Annotated in this window: 23 protein-coding genes; 14 read left to right on the top strand and 9 right to left on the bottom strand. The window is 43.2% G+C overall.

What is annotated here, in order from left to right; translation table 11 throughout:
• Window positions 1-14 precede the first annotated feature (14 nt).
• On the top strand, window positions 15-1,415 hold the full coding sequence (locus R8P61_22395; GenBank protein MDW3649839.1) for a hypothetical protein: 1,401 nt from the start codon (window positions 15-17) through the stop codon (window positions 1,413-1,415).
• 29 nt (window positions 1,416-1,444) lie between these two features.
• Window positions 1,445-1,759 carry an L-rhamnose mutarotase gene (gene rhaM, locus R8P61_22390; GenBank protein ID MDW3649838.1) on the top strand — a complete coding sequence of 105 codons (315 nt, stop codon included), beginning with the start codon at window positions 1,445-1,447 and terminating at the stop codon, window positions 1,757-1,759.
• 43 nt (window positions 1,760-1,802) lie between these two features.
• On the opposite strand, the gene R8P61_22385 is transcribed toward rhaM, so the two are convergent.
• Both R8P61_22385 and R8P61_22380 read right to left on the bottom strand, forming a co-directional pair.
• On the bottom strand, window positions 1,803-3,098 hold the full coding sequence (locus R8P61_22385) for an FGGY family carbohydrate kinase (GenBank protein ID MDW3649837.1): 1,296 nt from the start codon (window positions 3,096-3,098) through the stop codon (window positions 1,803-1,805).
• A complete protein-coding gene (locus tag R8P61_22380) occupies window positions 3,098-4,381 on the bottom strand; it encodes a TIM barrel protein (GenBank protein ID MDW3649836.1) in 1,284 nt (427 codons plus the stop codon). The genes R8P61_22385 and R8P61_22380 overlap by 1 nt, the downstream gene beginning before the upstream one ends.
• 461 nt (window positions 4,382-4,842) lie before the next feature.
• Between R8P61_22380 and R8P61_22375 the strand changes: the two genes are divergently transcribed.
• A complete protein-coding gene (locus tag R8P61_22375) occupies window positions 4,843-5,961 on the top strand; it encodes a patatin-like phospholipase family protein (GenBank protein ID MDW3649835.1) in 1,119 nt (372 codons plus the stop codon).
• Window positions 5,962-6,247: 286 nt separating this feature from the next.
• On the top strand, window positions 6,248-7,441 hold the full coding sequence (locus R8P61_22370; protein MDW3649834.1) for a T9SS type A sorting domain-containing protein: 1,194 nt from the start codon (window positions 6,248-6,250) through the stop codon (window positions 7,439-7,441).
• Between the two features lie 3 nt (window positions 7,442-7,444).
• On the opposite strand, the gene R8P61_22365 is transcribed toward R8P61_22370, so the two are convergent.
• Window positions 7,445-10,606, bottom strand: a complete 3,162-nt coding sequence (locus R8P61_22365) for a glycosyl hydrolase (GenBank protein ID MDW3649833.1) — start codon at window positions 10,604-10,606, stop codon at window positions 7,445-7,447.
• A gap of 167 nt (window positions 10,607-10,773) precedes the next feature.
• Here R8P61_22365 and R8P61_22360 point away from each other — a divergent pair, with 167 nt between their 5' ends.
• Window positions 10,774-11,139 carry a hypothetical protein gene (locus R8P61_22360; protein ID MDW3649832.1) on the top strand — a complete coding sequence of 122 codons (366 nt, stop codon included), beginning with the start codon at window positions 10,774-10,776 and terminating at the stop codon, window positions 11,137-11,139.
• A gap of 52 nt (window positions 11,140-11,191) precedes the next feature.
• Here the strand turns inward: R8P61_22360 and R8P61_22355 are convergent, their stop codons facing one another.
• Window positions 11,192-11,908, bottom strand: a complete 717-nt coding sequence (locus R8P61_22355) for a DUF3575 domain-containing protein (protein MDW3649831.1) — start codon at window positions 11,906-11,908, stop codon at window positions 11,192-11,194.
• 158 nt (window positions 11,909-12,066) lie between these two features.
• On the opposite strand from R8P61_22355, the gene R8P61_22350 reads away from it, so the two are divergent.
• From R8P61_22350 to R8P61_22335, 4 genes are all read left to right on the top strand, one after another.
• Window positions 12,067-13,644: a M81 family metallopeptidase gene (locus R8P61_22350; protein MDW3649830.1), complete on the top strand. Its 1,578-nt coding sequence runs from the start codon at window positions 12,067-12,069 to the stop codon at window positions 13,642-13,644.
• A 119-nt stretch (window positions 13,645-13,763) separates the two neighbouring features.
• Window positions 13,764-14,276 (top strand): AAA family ATPase, encoded by a 513-nt coding sequence (locus tag R8P61_22345; protein ID MDW3649829.1) that lies wholly within the window; start codon window positions 13,764-13,766, stop codon window positions 14,274-14,276.
• On the top strand, window positions 14,257-15,291 hold the full coding sequence (locus R8P61_22340; GenBank protein ID MDW3649828.1) for a hypothetical protein: 1,035 nt from the start codon (window positions 14,257-14,259) through the stop codon (window positions 15,289-15,291). The genes R8P61_22345 and R8P61_22340 overlap by 20 nt, the downstream gene beginning before the upstream one ends.
• 133 nt (window positions 15,292-15,424) lie before the next feature.
• The gene (locus tag R8P61_22335; GenBank protein ID MDW3649827.1) at window positions 15,425-16,336 is read left to right on the top strand and encodes a DUF2268 domain-containing putative Zn-dependent protease; all 912 of its coding nucleotides are present in this window, start codon (window positions 15,425-15,427) and stop codon (window positions 16,334-16,336) included.
• Between the two features lie 5 nt (window positions 16,337-16,341).
• Here the strand turns inward: R8P61_22335 and R8P61_22330 are convergent, their stop codons facing one another.
• The 4 genes from R8P61_22330 to R8P61_22315 form a co-directional block, all read right to left on the bottom strand.
• Window positions 16,342-17,010, bottom strand: a complete 669-nt coding sequence (locus R8P61_22330) for a DUF2306 domain-containing protein (GenBank protein MDW3649826.1) — start codon at window positions 17,008-17,010, stop codon at window positions 16,342-16,344.
• Between the two features lie 81 nt (window positions 17,011-17,091).
• The gene (locus R8P61_22325) at window positions 17,092-17,307 is read right to left on the bottom strand and encodes a helix-turn-helix transcriptional regulator (protein ID MDW3649825.1); all 216 of its coding nucleotides are present in this window, start codon (window positions 17,305-17,307) and stop codon (window positions 17,092-17,094) included.
• Between the two features lies 1 nt (window position 17,308).
• The gene (locus R8P61_22320) at window positions 17,309-17,806 is read right to left on the bottom strand and encodes a hypothetical protein (protein ID MDW3649824.1); all 498 of its coding nucleotides are present in this window, start codon (window positions 17,804-17,806) and stop codon (window positions 17,309-17,311) included.
• 84 nt (window positions 17,807-17,890) lie between these two features.
• A complete protein-coding gene (locus R8P61_22315; protein ID MDW3649823.1) occupies window positions 17,891-18,166 on the bottom strand; it encodes a DUF1838 family protein in 276 nt (91 codons plus the stop codon).
• Window positions 18,167-18,473: 307 nt separating this feature from the next.
• Between R8P61_22315 and R8P61_22310 the strand changes: the two genes are divergently transcribed.
• The gene (locus tag R8P61_22310; protein ID MDW3649822.1) at window positions 18,474-19,232 is read left to right on the top strand and encodes a hypothetical protein; all 759 of its coding nucleotides are present in this window, start codon (window positions 18,474-18,476) and stop codon (window positions 19,230-19,232) included.
• A gap of 66 nt (window positions 19,233-19,298) precedes the next feature.
• Window positions 19,299-20,591, top strand: a complete 1,293-nt coding sequence (locus R8P61_22305; protein MDW3649821.1) for a Gfo/Idh/MocA family oxidoreductase — start codon at window positions 19,299-19,301, stop codon at window positions 20,589-20,591.
• A gap of 172 nt (window positions 20,592-20,763) precedes the next feature.
• Here R8P61_22305 and R8P61_22300 read toward each other — a convergent pair whose 3' ends face one another.
• Window positions 20,764-21,660, bottom strand: coding sequence for a hypothetical protein (locus R8P61_22300; protein MDW3649820.1), 897 nt, complete (start codon window positions 21,658-21,660; stop codon window positions 20,764-20,766).
• Between the two features lie 103 nt (window positions 21,661-21,763).
• Between R8P61_22300 and R8P61_22295 the strand changes: the two genes are divergently transcribed.
• From R8P61_22295 to R8P61_22285, 3 genes are all read left to right on the top strand, one after another.
• Complete coding sequence (locus tag R8P61_22295; protein MDW3649819.1) at window positions 21,764-22,459, top strand: DUF1080 domain-containing protein; 696 nt, start codon at window positions 21,764-21,766, stop codon at window positions 22,457-22,459.
• Between the two features lie 39 nt (window positions 22,460-22,498).
• Window positions 22,499-23,923, top strand: a complete 1,425-nt coding sequence (locus R8P61_22290; protein MDW3649818.1) for a sulfatase — start codon at window positions 22,499-22,501, stop codon at window positions 23,921-23,923.
• A gap of 282 nt (window positions 23,924-24,205) precedes the next feature.
• Entirely contained in the window at window positions 24,206-25,150 is a 945-nt protein-coding gene (locus R8P61_22285; GenBank protein ID MDW3649817.1) for a fasciclin domain-containing protein, read from the top strand.
• Window positions 25,151-25,262 lie beyond the last annotated feature (112 nt).

Below are 25,262 nucleotides of genomic sequence, written 5' to 3'. Positions count from 1 at the left end.
AAACCACACCTATAATGGAAGCAGAAAAACAACTACTTCAAAGCGAAGAATTTGAACGCCAAGCTGTACCCGAGAATCATTTAAAATCCTGGAAGAGTTTTCTGGGAATGTATGCCGGAGAACATGCGGCAGGTACTGAATTCATGATTGGGCCTTTATTTCTCACAGCAGGTGTAAGTGCATTTGATCTGATTGTCGGTTTACTGTTGGGCAATTTGATGGCAGTTTTGAGTTGGCGTTTTCTTACAGCAGAAATCGCGGTCAGGCACCGACTGACCCTTTATTATCAATTGGAGAAAATCTGTGGAAAAAGACTGGTTACTTTCTACAACCTGGCCAATGGGATACTCTTTTGTTTCCTGGCGGGTGCCATGATCACGGTTTCTGCAACAGCAGTGGGCGTTCCTTTTGATCTGGAAATGCCCAAATTGACGGACACCATGCCCAATAGCTTAAGTTGGGTGTTGATCGTACTGATCGTAGGAGCCTTGATTGCATTTATCGCAGCTCGAGGCTATGATTCAGTCTCCAAAGCAGCCAATTGGATGGCACCTCTGATCATCCTGGGATTCCTCGCCTGTGGCTTTGTGGCTCTAGGGCAATTGGAAGTGAAAAGTTTTGCTGACTTTTGGAACATATGGGGAGAAGGAAGTGAACCATTCCCCGGCCAAATCAAATATACTTTCTGGCATGTATTGCTTTGGTCCTGGTTCTGTAATGCTGCCATGCACATTGGCATGTCGGATCTTTCGGTTTTTCGCTATGCGGAAAAGGTAAATTCAGGTTGGACTACTGCTGCTGGTATGTATGTAGGCCATTACATTGCCTGGATAGCTGCGGCTTTATTGTATGCCGTTTACCTGAAAAGTGGAGAGGCTCAGGCCTTTTTAGATCAGGGACAGGCTCCTCCTGTAGCTCCCGGACCATTGGCTTACAATGCGATCGGTGTTTTCGGAATACTTGCCGTAATAATCGCTGGTTGGACCACTGCCAACCCTACGATTTATCGTGCAGGTCTGGCTTTTCAAGCTATCATTCCCCGGGCATCTACCTTCTGGGTTACCATTATCGCTGGAGGAATTGCGACTATTGCCGGATTATTTCCCGCCATTGCTATGAAGTTGCTCGACTTTGTGGCACTCTATGGGTTTATCCTTGCTCCGATAGGGGCTATCATAGCCTTTGAACATTTCTGGGGAGACCGGGCTGGTATCATAAAGAACTATGCAGAAAAGGCAGGCATTTCAGTTAATGTTCCCGTGATCCTTGCCTGGGGCCTGAGTTTTGGGGTCTTTTACCTCATTTCGACTACGCAAGGGATTTTCCTTTCTTTTTTGACCTTGCCGGCCTGGATCAGTTGCGGGATACTTTTTCTGGTGTTTAGTCGGTATATGCAGAAAAAAGCAAAATTCTAATTTAAGTATACCCCATAAATCAAAATCCTATGCAAAGACTTGCCTTCAAAATGCAACTCAAAGAAGGGCAGAAAGAGGAATATAAACTTCGACATCAGCAAATTTGGCCGGAATTGGAAACTTTGCTGAAAGATACGGGAATCCATGAATACTCTATTTTTCTGGATGAAGAGACGCATATCCTCTTTGCCTTCCAGAAGTTGTCAGGAGATGGGGGTTCGCAAGATTTGGGCGGTACAGCTATTGTGAAAAAGTGGTGGGACTACATGGCAGACCTTATGCAGGTAAATCCCGATAATTCTCCACTCTCAGTTCCATTGGAAGAGTTGTTTTATATGGAGTAAAAATGAATTGTCTTCAGAGCTGTTCCCTGATCCCTTTTTTTGCTTACAAAACCATTGCAGCTCCCAAAGCTGACCCAATAGGATTATGAGCCGGAAGAATCTCCAGCTGCGGAAGGCCTTTCGCCAGCAAAAGCAGAAAGAGCTCATTGTCGATAAAACCTCCGTCAACATAGAGCTTTTGAATAGAAGTTTTACCCTTAGCGAGGTGGAGAGCCCGTATTTGTAGTTCGACCAATTCCTGCATCAGTTTGTGATAGGCAGTTTCGTAGTCGGGGAAAAGGCTCAGGTCTGTAGATATGGAAGAGGGATAGGTAGTTATACTTTCCCATGCATAAACTTGTTCTGGCAAGTACTCAAGTTTATTCAGAATATCCGATTGGGGATTCATTTGTTTGTGAATGCCTGGATACTTTTGAAAATGCTTTGCCAGTTTTTTCGTCCAGATCTTGTACTCATTTCCCAGAAACAAACGAGAAGCTTTAACAGCCTGTCCATCGATTTGGATAAAATTCAAGCAGTCCATCCTAAGTTCCTCTGTAGTCAAGGCCTCTTGATTAAAGGGATTTAAAACGATGTTCCAGCTTCCCGTAGACAAAAGCATGAAAGGCTCGCTACTTTTCTTCAGGTAAGGAATAAGGGCTGCAGAACTATCGTGAATTCCCGGCCCTATCTTCATGTGTATACCTTCAATATTCTGCTGGAAAGTTTGAGTTGTAGGCTGTATAGCGGCAAGTTTTTTCTCTATTCCTTCCGCATACACCCATCGATGATAGGCTCTTTTTTGATAATCCCATAAGGCTGTATGGCAGCCAATGCTTGTATATTCACTTACTAGCTTTCCACTAAATAAGAAGGATAAATATTGGGGAAGATGAAGGGAGCAGTAAAGCTGCTGATAAAGTTGTGGACGTTCATGTTTTAGCCAATAAAGCTGTAGGCCTGAATTGAGCATAGCTAAAGGAGGAGAGGCCGTTTCTCTTGCTATAGTCAATGCATCTCCATATTGGTCATAGAAGGTCTGTAGAAGTTTCTCTGGATACGGCTTGAGGTAATTATAGAGGGGCGAGAGAGCTTTTCCGTCTTTTCCTATATGGACAAAGCTGGCTCCATAAGTAGAAAAGTTTAGGCTTTGAATGTTGTAGGTGTCATCATCAAGTAGGGAAAAAAGACTTTCTTTTACCCATTTTTCAATTGCGGCAAGGTCATCACATGGGAAGTCGTCTTCATCTTTGATCTCAGGAATTTCTGTATAGAGGCGTTTTACCTCCTGAAAGTTTTCGTCAAACAGGAAGAGTTTCTTATTGGATTTGCCGATATCAAAAACTGCCCGAACCTTCATTACAATCCGGTAGCAATGGTTTCATATCCTCTTTCCTCGATCAGTTTTTCGCGAATTTTAGATTTTCGGTAAAATTCAAGAGGATTGAGGGCCCCTCCGGATCTTAGTCGGGCTTCTTTTAATAATGGTCGTACATCTGTCCGAAAGGCATCCTGCAATAATTCCTGGGAACCAACTACATCATTGCGATTCCGATAGCTTTCCAATTTTTCATGATTGACAATAAGGGCTTGGGCAAGTGCCAATCGAATTGCCTCCAGGCTTTGCATGAGGTCAAGGAGCGGATCTTTGAGGTTGTGGCTGGCATCTATCATCCAGGCCAGATCAGGATTTCCGCGCCTATTGTTTTCCATGCCATACACCAATTCATTGAAGATGAGGAAAAGCTGAAAAGGTTTTATAGAACCCACTGTCAGATCATCGTCTCCGTATTTGCTGTCATTGAAGTGAAAACCTCCCAATTTGCCTGTCCACATTAGGGTGGCTACGATCTGTTCAATGTTGGTATTGGGAAGGTGGTGGCCAAGGTCAACCAGGCAATAGGCCCTTTCACCGACTTCTTCCGCCAGTAAATGGGAAGTCCCCCAATCCTGAATCACTGTGCTATAAAAATTGGGTTCATACGGTTTGTACTCTATGTACATTTTCCAATCTGCCGGCATATGAGCATATATCTCTTTCAGGCTGTCGAGGGTTCTTTGGAGGGCTCTTTGAAAATTGAGCTGTCCAGGGAAAGAAGAACCATCTGCCAGCCAAACGGTAATACTTTTAGATCCTAGCGAGATTCCATGATCTATTACTTCTTTGTTATGTTGAATTGCCTGAGCTCGAATGTTTGCTTCCGTATGGCAAAGGGAACCAAATTTATAGCTATGTGCTTGAGCGGCTGCATCCTGAAAAGTATTGGAATTGACCGCATCAAAGAGGATTCCGTAGGTGTCTGCGAGCTCGCGTATTTTTTGAGCATCTTCCGGTATGTCCCAGGGGATGTGTAGAGAGATTGCTCCCGCGGACTGCGTCAAGGCATGAATGATGCCTATATCGGCAATCTTTTCTTCCAGATTTGCGGGCTCCCCTCCCATGGGAAAGCGGGCGAAGCGGGTACCTCCCGTCCCAAGTGCCCAACTGGGAATAGCAAGCTGAAAGTCCTGAATTTTTTGGATGATGGAATCTATCTGTAGCCCTTTCTTAGCTAATTTCTGAGCAAGGAATTCTAGTTCAGCCGGATGATGTGAACCTGATGCTTTGTTGTGCTGCTCTATCTGAGAGGAAGTGATGCGCATGAGAAAAGATCATTTTAAGAAATGGGACATAATAGGCTTTCGCATTCTATCTGAAAATTTTACTTTGATAAGAATATCCCAAATTTTATCAAAGTAAAAAAGAAGATATTGAGCAGATAGGGCGGAGTTGTTGGGGAAAATGGATAAAATTAAAGGTAATCCCTTACACATTCTACCGGAAAACCTTGAGAAACTTCCCATAACTAAGGGCGTAAATAGAGTATCCAAGCATAAGCAATTTCCCAAAAGAAAATTTTGACGATCGGGGCGATCGAAAAATGCACCTATGGCAATCTCCCACTCAGGAGCCAAAGCCTTAGGGAGTACCTGTGTCTGGCAGAATGTTAAACTGCCTGAACCCAATCTCTTTTGCAAAAATCGAAAGCTTTAAAAGATACACGAATAAACTCCTCTTATTAGGAGCCTGAAGAACAATTGTACCAAACCCATATTTTAAATCAATGAGACCTACAACGAACACACACAAATCTGCCCAAAAGAAGAAGATTAGAGTACTTTCTATTGATGGAGGAGGAGTCAAAGGCGTATTACCTGTCACTTTATTGACATATCTGGAGTCTGCCTTGCAAAGAGAAAGTGGAAATCCCGACGCTCGCATTGCGGACTATTTTGATTTCTTCGCCGGTACCAGCACAGGAGCCATTTTGGTCTCTACCCTTTTAACCCCAGATCCCTTGAACCCCACCCGACCTAAATTTAAGGCTGCAGATGCTGAGCGATTCTATTATGAAAAAGCCCCTAAGATTTTTGGTAAAAGTATCACCCGGAGACTGAGAACAATTTTTGGTTGGTGGAGAGTTAGGTACAGCTCCCGTCAATTGGAATTGGAACTGAAAGATGCTATTGGAAGAAATACCTGGTTGAGTGATATGATCAAACCAATGATGGTTACGGCTTATGATATTACCAAGCGGAAAGCCATTTTCTTTACCAGTGGAAATGCCGCCAATAAACCTTCCAAGAACTTTCTGACCTGGCAGAGTACCTGTGCATCTTCTTCTGCACCAACCTTCTTCAAACCTGTCCATCTGAAGGCAGAAAACGGTATGCCGTATTTCCTTACAGATGGAGGCATGTTCGCCAATAATCCTTCCATGTGTGCTTTTGTTGAAGTGAAGAAAATGAAGGAGTTCCACATAAATGGAAATATCCCTACCGCAGATGATATCATCATGCTTTCTCTGAGTGCCGGGCATAAGCGGAAAAAGTACGACTATGAGAAGATGAGCAAGGCCGGGAAGGCCAACTGGATCAGCCCTATTATTGATATCCAAATGTCCGGAAATGCAGAGACTGTGGATCACAAACTTTCCATGTTGTACGATGAGGCTACCAATGGTTCCAAAAATGATTATTACCGCATTGAGCCGGATCTTTATGAAGCAAATACTGTGATGGATGATGCCTCTAAAAAGAACCTTGAGAACCTCAGAGAAGCTGCCAAAAAGAATGTAGAGAACTTCCGCGATACCTTAGACGAAATTGCACGGAAATTGGTAGCAAATGATCCGAATATAGCTGCTACAAATTCAGTGGCTCAAAAAATAAAACAAGCGTAATACAATTCAATTTGATCGGAAATCAAATTTTGAATATTCCAGGGGCAGTCAAAAACTGTCCCTGTTTTTTTGTCTTAACTTTTGACCCGGCTCACAAATTTTTCTCAGGAGAACACTAAAGCCGATTTTTATGGATTTACACAAAAAAACAAGCCTGATCAATCATTCAGTTTACGGCAATTCGCAAAACTTCTCTTTCTGTTCCTAAAATTCAGTTAGTAAAATCTAGCTGCAGAAATAATCTTAGAGGTGCTCGTCTACAATTTTAACTTCAGGATTAGATGCTATGAGGAATTATCTACTATTGCTAATTGTATATTGCTGTTTCTCAAAAACAGATGCCCAGATTCTCAAGGGAGTGGACAAGGATACCCGAATTGATTCCATGATTCAGTTTCATGGGAGTTGGCCCGAGCCAAATTTTAAGCCAAGATTGAAGGAAAATTGGAGATGGCATGCTACCGGCAAACCTTTAGAACGCATTCAATATACCATCGATAGTAGAGATAGTAGTTGGAATCCTGTAAAGCGATTTAGGTGGAGATATCATGCCATTTTTAACGATGAAATGGCTATGAAGAGCTGGCGATGGCTAGATCGTGAACAAAGCTGGAAACTCATTTCAAGAGATAGCTCTATTTATAATGTTTCTGGGCAAGTCGTACAAACGCTTCAACAAGTCTATGCTGAAGATAAGAAAGAATGGAAAACTGAAAGCGAGGTGTTATTCTCATATAATTTGGATGGGAAATTAGAACAGACGGTTTTTTATCCGACTGATTCGACTCAAATCTTTTGGCCGTCGACCCTTATTGCTGAGTATGTATATAGAGATAATGGAGAATTAGGGCGTTTAACATACTTTATAAGTAATCCGGATTCTTCTACAAAAGCTCCGATTGTCAATGTTACATTTGCCTATAACGCAGATGGGAAAATTCTTAGGGAAGAACAGTTTTCCGGAGAAAGCGAGGAGTATAAACAGACGGCTTTTTCGAGTGTTTATGACTCACAGGGACGACTTGTCGAACTTATTAAAGATAGGTCATCCTTATCCGGGACTCAATGGAATACGGATGAACGAATCGTCTATGAATTTGATGCTTCTGGTAGATTGAAACTGGAAGCAAAGGACATCTGGAATAGCCAATCCCAAAGCTGGGGCCGTGTTTATTTCTGGGAAATTTATGGGAAATCATTTGAGGAAGAAGTTCCCAACTATACTTCTTCTTTGTTCGAAATTTGTCCACTTCCCAATCCTGCTAGTACAGATGCTCCCTTTATCTGTGCGAAGCTGTCGGCGAATGAGCTTTATCAACTTCGCGTTCTGGATTTACAAGGTAGATTGATCTTTGAAAAAGAGTTTGCGGGTGATGAAAGGGTTTTTTGGGCAAAAGGCTTAAGCGCAGGACTCTATCTATTGGGCATTGGTCCCAAAGATAAAGCCCTGCACTACCAGAAATTCTTGCTTCGGTATTAGCTCTTACTTCCAAATCGCTCCCACACCTGCTTCCCAGAGTTTCTTATTAAAAGCCGGGATCGCCTCCTGCAATTCTTTGCCTCGAGCGGATAGTTTCTCCCATTTTGCATCAAGCTCTTTGCGTCTGTCGATGGAGCCCTGATTCACCCGAGGGATGGCGCTCTCCGTTTGATTGATCAAAAAGAGGTAGTTGGCAGTAAATTTATTGGGGAAGTTCTCGACATCATCATAGGCTTTAGATTTTCGCTGGACCATGTCTTCGTCCCAGGCCTTGATTTTTTCCACCAACTCTTTCGCCTCTTTTTTGAGTTCTGCATGCTTTGGTTCTTTGGAAAGCAAGGGCATTACCTCATTGATCTGATTCATTTTCTTGTAGAGGGAATTGATCATCAGGTGCATTTCACTCAGATTGCCTTCCATTTCGCTCATCATCTTATGGTAGCCGGCATAGTCAATGTCTTTCGGATAAAGAGGATTCGCCTTGATCGTAAAAGTACTTTTATGAAGGGTTTCTCCCACTTTTAGGGTCATGCTGAAGGCTCCCGGAGAAACTTTATGTCCGCTATAACTTCCTTCTACATAGACATTGGTAGCACCTGCCATGCTTTTGTGCCGCATATTCCATACAAAGCGATTGAGGCCTTCTTTTTTGCTGAGCAAAGGAGCCGGAGAAGGTCCGCCAGGATAGCTTTTGAAGGATTTATCAGGAGCTGAACGGTAAGAATTGACCAGAGCTCCAGATGCATCTCTGATTTCCATTTCAATCTGCACACTATCCGCAAGCTTGGGTAACTCATAATACATCACTACACCTGTTGCGGGATTCACGCCTTGGAAGGGCTGCATTCCCGTAAATTCAGGATTCGTTCTATCCAATTGACTGAAGGTATAACCGGCTACCATATAGGTGTCTTCAGGTTTAAAGAGTTTTGCTGACTCCGTTTTCGCCCCCTTTTGACGTATCAGACTCAAATCATCCAAAATCCAGAATCCTCTACCTGAACTAGCCAGGATCAGGTCATCATGGCGAATAATCATATCCAAAACCGGCGTAATAGGGAGATTGAGTTGAAAGGGTTCCCATGCCTTTCCTCCATCCCAGGAAATATAGAGTCCCGTTTCTGTTCCGGTAAAGAGTAGATCTTTGCGTTTGTCATCTTCACGAATTACCCGGGTAAAAGCTCCCATAGGTATGCCTTCGCTGATATTGGTCCAGCTTTTCCCATAGTTAGTGGTTTTATAAATGCCGGGAGTTTTGTCATTGAATTTATAGCGGGTAGTAGCTATGTAGGCGGTAGCAGGATCATGGGGCGAAACTTCAATGGCATTGATCAGACATTCTTCCAGCCCCTTAGGCGTAACATTCTTCCAACTCTCTCCTCCATCTCTTGTAAGCTGTACATAACCATCATCACTTCCTGTCCAGATTACTCCCTTTTCATGCGAGGATTCTGCAACATAACTCAAGGTTCCATAGTTTTCTGCACCTACGGCTTCATTGGTGTATGGACCACCACCATTTCCTTGTTTATCATTCTGGTTGCGGGTCAGATCGGGAGAAATTTCTTTCCAGCTTTTTCCCATATCAGAAGTTTTGAGCAAATACTGAGCACCATGATAAAAGGTATTGGGCTCATGCTGCGACCAAATGATCGGGGCATTCCAATTGTAGAGATACTTCATGTCTCGGGCTTCTCTTCCCAGGTATTGGATAGGGGCAGCCATGACATTGGTGCCAGCCTGAGCTTCCGTATCCAGCAAATTGATTGTGCCGAGGTAGCTTCCTCCCATGACATAGCGAGGATTGTCCGGGTCGAAAGCCAGAAAAGCACTTTCTCCACCCGCTGAATAAGACCAGCTACGGACAGTAATCCCACCACTGTTGAACTCTCTGCTCGCTATCTTAACAGAAGTATTGTCCTGTTGGCCGCCATAGACATTGTAAGGGAATTCATTATCAACATTGACTCGGTAAAATTGCACGGTGGGCATATTGGCCTGGGTGGACCAGCTTTTCCCTCGATTGAAGCTTATAGCAGCTCCTCCATCATTGGCGATACATAGGTTTTTTGGATTGTCGGGATTGATCCAAAGGTCATGATAATCTCCATGCGTTCCCCGGATAGTTTCCCAGCTTTTTCCTCCATCAATAGATCGCAAAGCTGAAGCACTCAATACATAGACTGTATGCTCGTCTTGTGGATCGGGGAAGACTTCGATATAATACCAGGCCCTTTGGATCAAACGGTGGTCTTTGCTAATACGGGACCAGGATTTACCGGCATTTCCCGAAACAAAGAGCCCTCCTTTTTCTTTATCAGAATCGCTTTCGATCAGGGCGTATACTTTCTCCGGATTTGCTGGCGAAACGGCAATGGCCATTTTCCCCATTTCCTTAGGCAAACCTTTGTGAATTTTATTCCAGCTTTTACCTCCATCTGTAGATTTATACAAGCCGCTTCCTGCGCCCCCACTTACTACCTGCCAGGGCAAGCGTTGATGTTCCCACATTGCCGCATATAGGACCTGAGGATTGTGCAGGTCCATAGAGAGTTCCGAACAGCCCGTGAGATTATTGACAAAGAGGACTTGCTCCCAGCTTTCGCCTCCATCTGTAGACTTATATATCCCACGCTCTGGATTCGGTCCATGCAGAGCACCCTGAGCCGCAACATAAATCAGATCAGGATCTTTGGGGTGAATGATAATGCGCGAAATATGCTGAGTCGCTTCCAATCCCATATGCTTCCAACTCTTGCCGGCATCTGTGGATTTATATACTCCATCTCCATGAGAGGTCATGACTCCTCGGGGAGCATGTTCTCCCATACCCACATAGACGATGTTGGGATCGCTTGTGGAGACAGCCACTGCACCAACAGAACCGGTTTTGAAATAGCCATCCGAAATGTTCTGCCAATGTTGTCCCGCATCCTCAGTCTTCCAGAGGCCTCCCCCAGTAGTCCCCATATAATAGGTCAGGGGATCACCTATGACGCCAGATGCCGAAACCGAACGGCCCCCGCGAAAAGGACCTATGTTTCTCCATTTGACATTTTTATAATATGTGTCCAGTTCATTTGCCGGAACATTGGCTTCCTTTTCTTGTCCAAAAGAAAGGCTGGGGATTAGAAATAGTAGTAGAATAAATCCGAAAAATCTCATGTGTATTGATAGCTTAATTTTGTCTGAATATACTAAAAGGCCCATCTGGATGAAATCTGATAGGCTGAGGATTGAGCTAATAATCCAAATCTTTGGCCTCTTTCACCCAAGCCATTATCCTTATTCTTAGGAACTTTGACTCATCGATCATTATAAAATCAATCATCATGAGTACCCTTGAGTCTAATGCAGCAAATCTTATTTCCAAGCCTACTTCTGTAAAGGCAATTCCCATTATCATTATTGTGAGGGCATTACTCGCACTCGTTTTTTACATCGTCTTCACAATTAAGGACATAACGGTAGGAAGTGTAGGGCCACAGCTTATCTTGTATACCTTCCTGGCATTTTGTGTATTGGCAGTACCTATTCTATATTTCTTTAATAAAAAACAATTGCTGCCCCTGAGGATTGCCATTCTGGTCGATCTTCTGGCTGCTCTTCCGGCAACTGCTTTTATCAGTATTCTGCTGTCTCTGATTGCTTTCGGCTTGACCTTTACCAAATCAGCAAGAGCGTATTTTTCTTCCTGAATACCTTATCTAAAAAAAAAAGCCCCTCTTACTAAGAGGGGCTTTTTTTTGCTTAGAAGAATATACCCAGTGAAAATCGGGATCGCAGAAAAGGAAGGACTTGATTCGCGTCCATAGAGACTATATTGTCAGTAGCGGAAAATTCAATATTTACCAGAGGAATCCCATCCAGTTCTCCATTGAGATCATCAGCTAAATCCTGAGCCTCCTGAGCCGTAAGATTGGCAGAGGTAACTGAACCACTGATATTTCCATACTGTAAGCCAACTCCCAAAATATTCCAGTCAACGGAAACCCGGTTTCCGATCAACCACTGAACTCCTAAATCAAGGGTGACTCCCATCATCGAACTCGTGAAGCCCACCCGACTGCCGGGATAATCATCGAGATCAATAACTATATCAGCATCAGCAGAATTATAGCGAATACCTGCTGCAAAGTATCCTCCTCTCGGGCCTTCTTTCTTTTTGGAATACATCCGGAATGAAGGGTTGATCAATAGAGATTTAAAGCTACCACTGACGGGCTCATCAACATTTTCCTCTATGACATTTGCAATAAAACCATCATCAAGGTTGAGATTCCGATTGCTAAAATCGAGGGTAATCGATCTGTAGGGAGAAACCATTAGTTCTGCCTGAAGAGGCGTTTTTCCAACGATGAGCGGGATTGGATAAATCTTCAAGCCAAACTTTCGGTCCTGAGCTTGAGGTTTTAAGGTAAAGAGGGCAGCAAGAAGTAGTAAAAGGACAGTTTTCTTTAGGTTCATTTTCTATGGTTTAAATATGGCTAAGTATTTTCCAATTAAAGGGATTTCCGTGAGATATCCTTGATTTCACCAGCAATTATTCTCTTGCTCATAAATCTTATATATTGGGAACAGCTTTTCATACCCAAAATTCTAAGCACTACTTCTACCTAAATATCATGTTTTATTCATCATTTCGGACTTTGCTTCCACTCTTTTTTTCATTTCTTCTTATCGGCAGTTGTTCCTCGCAAAAAGAGCAGGACAATTCCACTGAACTTCCCAGAATTGCAATCGCAGGTTTGGCCATAGAATCCAGTACTTTTTCTCCAGCTTTTACCCATGAAGAAGCTTTCCATGCAAGGACGGGAGAGGAGATTTATGGTTTGTATCCTTTTATGGAGGAAGGCGCGGAGACCCGGAAAAGAGCCCAATGGTTCCCGGCATTAAAAGGGCATGCCTTGCCAGGAGGAATTGTTACAGAGGAAGCTTATGAGTCTTTGGTTGGGAAAATGTTGGACCTATTGAAGGCCAATGCTCCCTATGATGGCTTGTTTCTGGATATACATGGAGCTATGAGTGTTGTAGGACTGGACGATCCGGAAGGAGATTTTATCAAAAGGATCAGAGATATGCTGGGAACGGATATGCTTATTTCAACTTCTATGGATTTGCATGGTAATGTGTCAGAAGCTTTGGCGAAACATAGTGATCTGATAAGCTGTTATCGCATGGCACCTCATGAAGATGCTTTGGAGTCCAAGCACAGAGCCCTGACAAATCTGTTGGATAGAATTGAAAGTGGAAAGGGAAAGCCGGCATATAAAGCCTGGATTCCCGTGCCTATCCTGCTACCTGGTGAGAAAACCAGCACGCGGATCGAACCCGCCAAAAGCCTGTATGCAAAGATTGACCCTATCACAAAGAAAGAAGGAGTAATTGATGCAGCAATCTGGGTAGGATATGCATGGGCAGATGAGCCGAGGAATCATGCCGTTGTGATGGTTACTGGAGATGAAAAAGAAGCCGTAGCAGAAAGTGCGGAAGAACTGGCCCGTCATTTCTGGCAAGTTCGCGATGAATTTGAATTTGTTGCACCTACTACCACTTTAAAAGATGCCCTCAATAAAGCCTTGGCAAGTGATAAAAAGCCTTTCATGATCAGCGATATGGGAGACAATCCAACTGCGGGTGGTGCCGGGGATGTTACCTGGACCCTGGAGAAAATTCTGGAGCGAGCAGAATTTCAAAAAGAAGATGGACCCTCTTTGATTTATGCTTCAATACCCGGACCTGAGTTTGTGGAGGAAGCAATAAAAATTGGGGTAGGTGGAAAGATCAATGCCACAGCCGGAGCAGCAGTTGACGCTCGATATGCACCTCCTATTTCTTTATCAGGAACCATTCTGGCGATAGAGCATGGCGATATGCATGCGGAGACCGAGGTAGTTGTTAAAGTGGGAAGCGTGCAAGTCATTGTTACCAAAAAACGGAAGCCTTATCATAAGGAAAAAGACTTTACGAATTTGGGTCTCAATCCGCGGGAGTCCGATATAGTCGTTGTGAAAATCGGATATCTGGTCCCTGAATTATACAATATGAGAGCCGATTGGTTGATGGCACTTACGCCAGGTGGGGTGGATCAGGACCTTGATCGACTGGGCTATAAACGAATCAAAAGACCGATGTTCCCGATTGATAAAGAGATGGAAGATCCTGACCTCTCTGCCAGATGGATTCCTTTGTCCCAGGAATAAGCTTTTGCCTGGTCTGCCAGATGTACCTTTTGGTCGGGAGTGATTTTTCTCTTTCCCGTGATTGACTTTGATCCCTCAGCTTTATGGGTAAATCCTATAGCTTGGGTTCAAAAGTTCTCATGATAATTGTTGTTTTTGGATTGCCGGGAAGTGGTAAAAGCTATTTTGCCCAACATTTAGCCCGACTTTTAAATGCTGCTTATTTGAGTAGTGACAGGATTCGTAGGGAAATTCTGGAAATAAGATCCTATGAAGCATCTGAAAAGCATAGGGTTTACAAGGAGATGTTTAATAGAATTCCTTTTGCCCTGGAGCATTCAAAATATGTCATTCTTGATGCAAGTTTCTCTCAAAAAAGCACACGGAAGCTGCTGGAAAATATTTCCATGCAGTTGGGACAGGAGGTATCATATATTGAAATCAAGGCTGATGAAGAAATAATTCGCGAAAGAGTCGCTAAAAAAAGACCTTTCAGTGAAGCAGATTTTGCGGTTTATGAAAAGGTGAAAAAGCTATTTGATCCCCTGACTGAAGAGCACCTGATTCTCGAATCAAAGCGAGACAATCTGCAAGAAATGTTGGCAATCTCTATAGACTATTTATCCCTCAATCATGAAGCAGCAGCACATTGACCTCTTGTTGAGCAAAGGGCTTTTTGAAGGAGCGTCTCAAGAGACAGAACTTATAGAAACACATATTTCCTGGCTGATTTTGACGACTAAATTCGTGTATAAAATCAAAAAGCCGATTCAGTATCCCTTCCTTGATTTTTCCAGCATCGAACAAAGAGAGTTCTACTGTAAACGTGAACTGCTGTTGAATAGACGTTTGAGTGATATCTATTTGGAAGTTTTACCGATCTATGAACTTGAGGGAAATATTCATCTGGGAGAATCTCAAGGTAGATTGATAGATTATGCTGTCAAGATGAAGCGCCTGCAAGCATCCAGAAAAATGGATGTTGTTATACAATCCGGCAATCTCAAACTAAAGGACATAAAGAAACTTGCAATCCAGATTGCTGATTTTCATCGATCGGCTGAACCTATCAGAAAGGAATTGGATCTCCATCGCCTAAAAGCTGATTTTAATGATTTCTGGAAGCTGGAATCTAAGCTGAGTGAATTTATAGGAGCAGAAGCTCGTGAACTGCTGAAAGCCTCAGTGGACCAAAGCGACCAGTTTCTATTTCAACACAAAAAAATGATTGGAGAAAGGCTAAAAGAGGGATATGTCAGAGATGTCCATGGAGATCTTCATGCAAAAAATATATTTATCTATGATGAGCCTGTCATTTTTGATTGCATTGAGTTCAATGATTCCTTTCGGCAAATTGATGTTCTGAATGATGTAGCCTTTTTCTGTATGGATTTGGAAGCCCATGATGCAGATGAAATGAGTGCAAAATTTATGAGTATCTACCTGCAGGCTTTCCCTTGCATAAAGTCCGCTGAAGAATGGGGGCTTTTTACCTATTTTAAAGCATATCGTGCCAATGTAAGGGCAAAAGTAAATCTCCTCAGGGCATTGCAGGCAGAAGAGCCTCAGCCACATCTTGAAGAAGTTCGGAAGTACCTTCAATTGATGGAGCATTATATGCTTCAGTTAGGAGCCCTAAACCCCCAGAAGAAAATAAATAGCTATTAAGAGACAGGAAAGGATAAAGAGCTAGCCGGGATGTACGGGAGGAAAACCTGACCCCTTGATTACTGCTTATTATTAGCATAATTTTTAGCATCCGGACAACTATAAGGAAGGGCAATCAGTCTTTACGAAAAACATGAAATACTGGATCGTCATTTTACTACTACTACCTGCTTTTGTCTTTGCTCAGGGAGAAAAGGATTCCTGGAAAGATGCTAAACTCATCTTTTCCGATATGGATAATTTCTGGAAAGCTTATGAGCAGGATTATCCTGGTTTATCTCGTAAAACCCTCAAGCAAATATACCTCAGTCCCGCTTCTGCTGATCTTCAGCAGGTCTATATTCCTTTTATCGTAGGTAAGCGTGGAAAGGTATTGACTCGTCTCGTCAATACCTATCCGGATTACTTTGAGGGCTTAAAGAAACTCGATTTTCGATCCGAAGAGATTGTAGGGGAAATCAGAAAAGGATATCGGGGCTTGAAAGAAATCTATCCCGCCGCCCAATTTGCTGATGTCTATTTTGCTGTTGGGACTTTTTCTTCGGCAGGTGCATTTATGAATGGGAAACTTGCCATTAGCGTCGAGATGTTTCCCGCGAAATCCCAAGTCATCGATAATACAAATACGGTCAACTTTGCTGCATTACCTGCCGTCGTGATCCATGAAATGGTCCATTACCAACAAAAAAGAATTGATGATAAAACGCTCTTAGCAGCCTCTATTCGAGAGGGAAGTGCAGACTTTATCACCGAGATGGTCATGGACAAGAATATGAATCAACATATCCATGATTTTGCCAATCCCAAAGAAGCCGAATTATGGCAGGAGTTTCGTTCTGACATGAATGCCAACAACTACCATAACTGGCTGTACACACAGGAAAAAGGACGGATGAAAGATCTGGGCTATTGGATGGGCTATAAAATCGTCGAGGCCTATTATAAAAAATATAAAGGAGAGCCCGATGTAATCAGTCGAATCCTGAATATTGATGATTATGCTTCTTTTCTGAAATCAAGCGGCTACAATCCTGGCTCTCCCTAAGGATTTCAGGGCTTGGACAGTGAGGCATGAAGTCTGGAAGCTTGCTTGTTCTTTTCCTTGAAAAGAACCCATTCTACAAAGCCCAGATTGATGATATAGCCTCCCCAAACCAATAAGCCAATCGCGAGTTCGCTCGGCAAACCATAGGCAAAAAAAACAGGCAGGATAATCAGCCGCTGAGTTGCTGGCCCTAAGCCTAGAGCAATGGCTCGCATCATCCAGATTCTATGCTTTCGGACATTTCTACGCAGGATAAATCTGATCGACAAAGCCAGTGATAGAATCAGTCCAATGGCAGAAAGATGAACGCCGGAATACTTCAGGAAGCCGCCAAAAACGGGGAAGTTCTCATTCATCCAAATCCCACTAAATCCTACTCCCAGTGCACTTATTACTAAGACTCTACCCATCCACCTATGATATTGGGGCCATTTTTTGAGAATCGAGGGTGCAAATTGAAAAGGGGCAAGCAGGTTGAAGAGTATTCCCGCGATGATGTGGATCACAATGGGAAAGGGAGTCAAATGATAATGAGGGGATTCTGTTTCTGCTATGGGAAGATCTGGCCCCTGAAAAATATTGTCCAGTTGGAAGGCTCCGGAAAGGATATTTAGGGAACCTAAAAGCAATAGGAGGATGGGTCCAAGCCACCCGGATGAAGGTTTCTTGCTCATGAGAATTTTGTATTTGAGTTAGGAATAGCTATCCCGGCCCGGATTTGAGTCGGGAAATATCAGGTCATAATGTTGGTATTACTATTCGCCTTCGTAGGAGAAAACTTCTTCCAGTGGAAGGCCGAAAACTTTTGCAATCTTAAAAGCCAATTCCAAAGAGGGCGAATACTTGCCCTTTTCCATGGCATAGATGGTCTGACGACTTACGCCGACTTTATCCGCCAACTCCTGCTGCGTCATTTCCTCCTGCATAAAGCGCATGAGTCGTATGTTATTTTTGATCTTGCTCTTCGCCATATCAATACCCTCTTCTGTAGAAGTAAAGTTTGGCAATATAACCGAGCATACTTCCCACAAACATCGAAAGTACAATAAGATTTAATACCAAAAGAGGAGAAGTTCCCAAAGCCAGACATAACATAGCGGAAAGAAAACCCAGGCCGAAGATCGTGAAACTGAGCTGATTGGTTTTCAATTCAAATAATTTGTCCCTTTCATCCGAAACTTCCTTTTCCATTTCACGATTCAGAACGGCATACATGATACTAACCCCTATGCTCGCTAAAATACTCAGGACAATCTGAGCTCCCACCAGTTTTAAAACCGTCCAGCCCCATTCACTGGGGATGGTGTCCGTTTCAAACGTACCTTTCTGAAACTCTTCCCACAAAAAGCATAGATAATAGGCCGTAACCAATAGGATACTAATCAAATAGGATATGGTGCGGTTTTCCTGATAACTGGTATTCATTGCGCTAAAGGTATGGATAATGGATGTATGCTTTACTTTACGCAAGGTAAAGTATTTTGTTCATTATGTAAAAAATATTTTACATTGCTTCTCAAAAACAAAAACAGTTTCTCTTCTGCCTTTCCCCGCTCATTTTCCCTCCGCATTCTTTTCATAGGCATAGGCACGCATATTTACAGGATCTTTAACCACCTGAACCACTTCGACTTTTTGCCCTGTGAAAGGGTGCTCCTGCATATCTATGACCTCATGGGTTTCTGGATCAGTATAAACCATGACTTCTCTGGAAACAGATCGAAATCCCTTTCCTCTTACTCCATCTTCCACACAATCGCATTGTCGAACAATGATTCCGATGACATTGAAGAGATGGAGATCTTTTCTCCCTGTACACGACCTTCCCAAACTCCATATCGAGTTTTTCCTTCGTCGAGGGTTCCACGGGTGGTTTTTTTACTTGACCTCAAGGGCCTTCGCCCCACTAAAAGTAACTTTCTGAGCCGAAAGAGGACGTAACAGCAGGCATATAGTAATCGTGAGTAGTATCTGTTCCATAGGTTTCTTAATGTTGGCTAATGATAATAGTTAATTAGGTTAACTAATTTTTGGGAAGAATAGGAAAGAGCCCTAAGAATTTATCCTTTAATCAAAAAGGCCTTTTTGCTTTCTGCCAGATTCCTTGTAAATAGATTGAGATAAATTGAAAACTACTATGAAGAAAGATTGCCTGTTGATCCTGATCCTTTTATTTATACAACTACCTATATCTTTTGCACAAGAAACGGAAGCAAAAAAGATTCTTTTTGTCGGGAACAGCTATACCTACTTTTGGAATTTGCCTCAGACTGTTGAAGCAATGGCTAAGGAAAAAGCCTTTCCACTGGAAGCCCGGCAATCAACAAGTGGAGGTACTCATTGGGGACATCATTGGCGGGGAGAAAGAGACTTAAAAAGCCGGGAAAAAATTGAGACTGGAAACTTCAGCGGAGTGGTTTTTCAAAATCATAGCATGAGTGCCCTGAATCGTGTGGATAGTATGTTCTATTTTGGGAGTCTCTTTGCGGAGCTTGTAAAATCAAAGGAGGCAGACATGTATCTATACATGACCTGGGCCAGAGAATGGAATCCTTATATGCAGGCAGAGATCAGTGAGCAGTATATGGCCCTGGCAGAAAAAATTGGGGCGAAAATCGTTCCGGTAGGCCCAGCCTGGGAACGAGCCCGTCAGCTTAGGCCCGGATTTCCCTTATATGATGATGACCAAAGCCATCCATCGCCTTTGGGAACCTATCTGACGGCCTGCGTTTTTTATGGAATGTTTAGCGGCGAATCACCTGTAGGATTACCGTTTAGGCTGATCGCTACAGATAGCCATGGAGAAAAGGTTTATCTCAATATTCAATCTTCCGAAAATGCCCTCTTTTGTCAAAAAGTTGCTGAAGAAATTTTGAAAGAGTATGCTGATAAATAAATTTCTTCTTACTCTCTAATTCTGCTTCCTTCTTATTAAATTCTATACTACTACTAATCCTTCCTTATGAAAAGAAGATCATTCCTTAAGCAAAGCACTGCCTTCGGGGCAGGAACTTTATTTTTGCCCGCTTCTGTTTGGGCATCCGCTAAAAATACCCGACTCAGGACGACTCATATTGGAGTTGGGGGAATGGGAGGCTATGACCTCAAATCGATATCCGAACATGAATTAGTAGACGTTGTTGCTCTCTGCGACGTAGATGCTGGGAATCTGAACAAAGCGAAGCAGCTACATACAAAGGCAAAGCTATTTGCAGATTATCGGAAACTCTTTGATCAAGTAGGGAAGGAGATAGATGCGGTTATTGTTTCCACGCCGGATCATACCCATGCACCTGCTTCTTTGTTGGCTATGGAAATGGGGAAACCGGTCTATTGTCAGAAGCCCCTTACACACCATGTCTCGGAGGCACGGGCCATGCGGAAAATGGCGGAGGAAAATCAACTCATTACTCAAATGGGTATACAGATTCATTCCTGGAAACAATATCGGGGGACAGCAAAACTCATTCAATCAGGAATAATTGGTAAAGTACATACGGTTCATGCCTGGTCCAATAAAAATTGGGGCTATAATGGAAAAGCACCTAAAGGGAGCGATCCGATTCCTGCCGATTTAGATTGGAACTTATGGTTAGGGACTTCTCCGGAAAGGTCTTATAAAGCGGAGATATACCATCCGGGCAATTGGAGAAAGTTATTGGATTATGGATGTGGAACTCTGGGAGATATGGGAGTCCATATTTTTGATACACCTTATACGGCTCTTGCCCTGGATGTCCCTAAGACCGTGCGTTGTGAATGTCGAAAGCCGACAGGTTTTGGCCATCCGGAAAGAAACAAAGTTAGCTACGAATTTCCCGGAACTCCTTATACCACTGATAGTCTTACCTGGATTTGGTATGATGGGAAAAAGGCTCCGAAAAAGCATGAGGATTTGAAGATGCCCAAAAAGGAAAAACTTCCGGGACAGGGCGCTATGTTTGTAGGAGAGAAAGGTCGTTTGCTACTTCCGCATATCGATTATCCGAAACTACTTATTGACGGTAAATTTGAAGAGCTCGAATTCCCTGAGCTGGATGAGGCTAATCACTATCATCAGTTTGTGGATGCCTGTTTAGGGAAAGATGAGGTTAGTGCACCCTTTTCTTATGCAGCTCGTTTGTCGGAAGCTATTCTCTTGGGAGTGGCGGCAAATCGTTTTCCGGGGGAAACTTTGCATTGGGATAATGCGAGTTCAAAGTTTGCCGAGGCGGAGGCGAATCAATTGCTGACGGCTCCTTATCGGAGCTTTTGATTGTGGTAATTGACAGAGATTCCGGATATCTGCCAGATTCCGGGATGATTGAATTGTATAGACTTCATATGAAATGAATTTGTCATCCCGGCCTTAAACCAAGAGCCGGGATTTCTAGCTAGTAGTAAATAATGCCAAACATAGCGTGTCATCTCGCCACTACGGAAATTCCTCACTCCCTCACTCCATTGGTACTCAAAACCTGAAAATTGTGAACATACTTCACATCCGGATTTTGATAGGTCCAAATCACCTCTTTATCCGGAGTAATCTCCATCATCTTTAGTCCATCTTCCGCCTGATTTCCATAACAGGAAACCAGGTAATTCCCATTCTTGAGGACTTGCAATCCACAAACATCATTCAACTGCCCATCCATTTCTTCATTGGTCAGTTGCCAGGCAACTTTTCCCCTTTTGTCAAAACGAACCATGCGATTTCCAGAGGCGAGGGTAACGAGTGTTGAGCCATCTTTCATCCGGATAGCTGCAAAAGTTCCGTTTTTGGCATTCTTTCCTCCCAACTCAGGAATATCTACCCGAAAGGTCCGAAGGGTCTTTCCATTTTTGTTGTATTCCTTAACGAAAGGACTGATTCGGTGTGGGACAAGGTAGCGACCATTGGGGAGTTTTCTGCTCATCCTCGTTTGCATATGGATATTGTAGGACTCGGGATAAATGGGAAGAAAATCTTTAAGAAAGCCCCTTTCATCTGCTTCTACCAGTCGCGGTTGCTCGCCTTGCTCTGTAATCAGGGTACGTCCATTGGGCAATCGTTGAGCACTCATCAACTCAGGATTGGTTACACTTACATAGCTCCAGATTTCTTTTTTGTCGGGAGTTACTTCTACCACCTTGGATGCATAGGTGATGAGGTAATTCCCATTGGCCAATTTTGAAATATCGCGGGAGTTATCCCGGTATTCCCATACTACTTTCCCTTCCTCATCAATCTCCATAGTTTTAGGGCCACTTATCACAAAGGAGTGTTTGATACCGCTCTCACTTTTTTGTTGGGAAAAGCAGAGAGAAAAAGACAGGAGTATGGGGAAAAGGATAAGTTTTTTCATTGCAAAATGAGCTTTAGGAGAAATATACAGAATTCTTCTGCCTGGCCTATCGCTTCTTAGCAGGAATTTGAATAATATTAGGTTTGTATCTAAAGAATCTACTATGAACTACCTAAGATCCCTATATCCATTTCTATTCATTTTGGCCCTTTTTGCCTGTGGGGAAAGTCAAACAACGCAGGCTACAGAAGAGCCTGAAGTTGCCGAGCCGGAATTTGTTTCCCTTTTTAATGGCGAAAACCTGGACGGTTGGGTCGGTAATAAAGATTCCTATACAGTTGAAAATGGGATGATAGTCATTGATCCGGCAGGCGGAGGAAGTGGAGGTAATCTCTATACCGAAAAAGAGTACAGCAATTTTGTCCTTCAATTTGAATTTCAACTGACTCCAGGAGCGAATAACGGACTCGGTATTCATGCACCTCTGGAAGGCGATGCGGCTTATGTGGGGAAGGAATTGCAGATTTTGGATAATACAGCTGAAAAGTATGCAGAACTTGAACCGTATCAATACCATGGTTCTGTCTATGGGGTTATTCCTGCCAAAAGAGGATTTCAAAAGCCGGTAGGGGAATGGAATGAGCAGGAAGTGATTGTTGAAGGTTCCAAAGTAAAGGTCATCCTGAACGGAACGGCCATTGTGGATGGAGATTTTCTAGAAGCCAGTAAAGAGGGAACCATGGATGGCAAGGACCATCCCGGCCTTCAAAGAAGCAAAGGACATATTGGTTTTCTGGGGCATGGGGATGTACTGAGCTTTAGAAATATCCGAATCAAAGATTTGGGAGACAGTATTTAAGCATTTTCATCAGGCTCTTTCAGCCTAAGCTATAGAAATATGAACTACTACTATTTCCTTGCAGGTATTTGCCTGCTATTCCTCAATGCTTGTGAGGCTCAGAAACCATCTGAAGCCCGCGATCCCAATTTCATCATCATCTATGCGGATGACCTGGGCTATGGAGATTTGAGTTGTTTCGGCAATCCCCTGATCAAAACTCCTAATCTGGATCAAATGGCTATGGAGGGGCAAAAATGGACCCAATTCTATGTGGCCGATCCGGTTTGTACACCGAGTCGGGCTGCTTTGATGACAGGCAGGTATCCGATTCGCAATGGTATGACCTCTCCTGCAAGAGCGGTTCTTTTCCCGGATTCTGACGGAGGTTTGCCGGCTGATGAGGTTACGATAGCTGAGGTCTTGAAACAAAAGGACTATGCAACTGCCCATATCGGTAAATGGCACCTGGGCCACCTTCCTCAATATCTGCCCACCACTCAGGGATTCGATTCCTATTTCGGCATTCCCTATTCTAATGACATGGATTTTGTCAAAGGCTCTCACAACTATTATCAGGAAGCGCATAAAGATCCTCGTTTTCTGGCGGATATTTCTGCCTACAATGTACCTCTCATGCAAGATGAGGAGATCATCGAACGGCCGGCTGATCAGAATACCTATACCCGTCGCTGCACAGAAAAATCCCTCGAATTCATCAGAGCCAATAAGGACAAGCCCTTTTTCCTCTATTTGGCCCATAATCAACCCCATATTCCCCTCTTTGCAGGCAAAGACTTTCTCAATACCAGCAAAAGAGGCTTATATGGAGATGTTTTGCAGGAACTGGACTGGACGGTAGGGCAAATACTGAATACGATCAAAGAATTAAAGCTGGAAGAAAATACCATTGTGATGTTCAGTTCGGATAATGGGCCCTGGTTGGCTTTCCAGACACATGGAGGCTCAGCAGGACCCTTACGGGCAGGAAAAGGAACAACTTTCGAAGGAGGTCAGCGGGTGCCCACGATTTTCTGGGGACCGGGTATGGTAAAGCCGGGATTGGTTGATGAAATGGGATCCACCCTGGATGTAATTAAAACTTTTGCTAGCCTGGCAGGCGTTAAGGCTCCGGAAGATCGCAAGATGGATGGATACGATCTTTCCCCCGTTTTGAAAGGAGAAGGAGCAAGTCCACGAAAGGAATTTTTCTACTGGGCTTTTGGGAAATTTCATGCGGCCCGAATAGGAAATTGGAAATTGCATATGCAACAAAGGGCTCCAGTTCATTATGGAAAGGAAATTCTATTGGAGCAGCCGGAATTATATGATGTGGAAACAGATATTTCGGAGAAATACAATCGCTTTGAAGACTATCCGGAAGAGGTTGATAAAATCATGAAACGGATTGAAGAACATAAAGCAAGTATGGCTGATGCCTTGCCGGATAATCTGGCAAAACGGATAGAAAAAGTAGAAGAATAGGGCTGAATTATTGAAAAACCAGGCTCCGATTCAGTGATTAAAAACTGAGTCGGAGCCTGTGTTTTTGCTATAGATTTTCTCCGATTTAGGATGAAATAAATCTGTAAAAATTTACAAATAACTGATTGTCAGGATTTAATATGTGTTTGGGTTTAGGGATTCTGAAATGCCCCAAAATGCAGTCAGACGAAAATATAGGCATGGGTTGAAACAAGATTCGGATAGCCGCTGTTAGAAGCACTGTTATTACGAAACTTTATAAACTTTAAAAACAAATAAACCATGCGTCTAGCAAAATTAATGACAATCGGCCTTCTGGTATTTGGGCTATTTAGTTTTACCGCTTGTGAGGAGGAAGTTCCTACTCCAGCTACTCCCAATATCGTTGAGTTGGCCCTGGATGCCCCCGAATTAAGTTCTTTGGTTGCTGCTCTTCAGAGAGCCAATCTGGTATCAGCACTTGAAGCTGCTGGAACAAAAACTGTTTTCGCACCAACAAACACTGCTTTTCAGGCATTGCTTGATTCTAATCCTGCCTGGAATTCACTAGAAGACATCGACATTGATCTTTTGACCAATGTATTGTTGTTCCACGTAATCGAAGGTGGAGTAAGAGCGGCTGATCTGAGCAATACCTATGTTCCTACTTTGGCTAAAGGTCCAAACGATGAGCCTCTTTCTCTTCAGGTTGATATCAGCAATGGAGTAAACTTCAACGGTTCTGCTTCTCCTAGCTCTACTGACAATGAAGCTTCAAATGGAGTTGTACACATCATCGACGAAGTTATGCTTCCTCCAAATGTAGTGAACCTCGCTTTGAACAATAGCGACTTCTCTATCCTGGTAGCTGCTTTGACTAGAGCTGACCTGACAACTGACTATGTTTCAGTATTGACTGGAAATGGACCTTTCACAGTATTTGCTCCAACCAACCAGGCTTTCGCTGACCTGCTTGATTCTAACAATGAGTGGAACACCCTCGACGATATTCCTGTAGCAACTTTAGAAGCTGTATTGAACTACCACGTAGTAAGTGGAGCTAATGTTCAGGCTGATCAGTTGACTGACAACCAGGACATCACTGCTTTGGGCGGAACTTTCACTACAGATCTTTCAAATGGTGCTAAGCTGGAAACTACAAGTGGACAGTCTGTAGACATCGTATTGACAGATGTTCAAGGTACCAATGGAGTTGTACATGTTGTAAGCACTGTATTGCTACCCTAGTAGCGGGTGTATACCCTTTAACATATATAAAAGAGTCCTTCTGTCTTCAGGAGGGCTCTTTTTTGCATTAGGGTTTGGACCCCAGGGATTTCCCTGCCTGCCCTCATGTGCC

It is taken from the genome of Bacteroidia bacterium, from assembly GCA_033391075.1.
Taxonomy (GTDB): Bacteria; Bacteroidota; Bacteroidia; order J057; family J057; genus JAWPMV01.
Note: the sequence above shows the minus strand (reverse complement) of the source record. Positions and strands in the feature narration are given on the sequence as shown.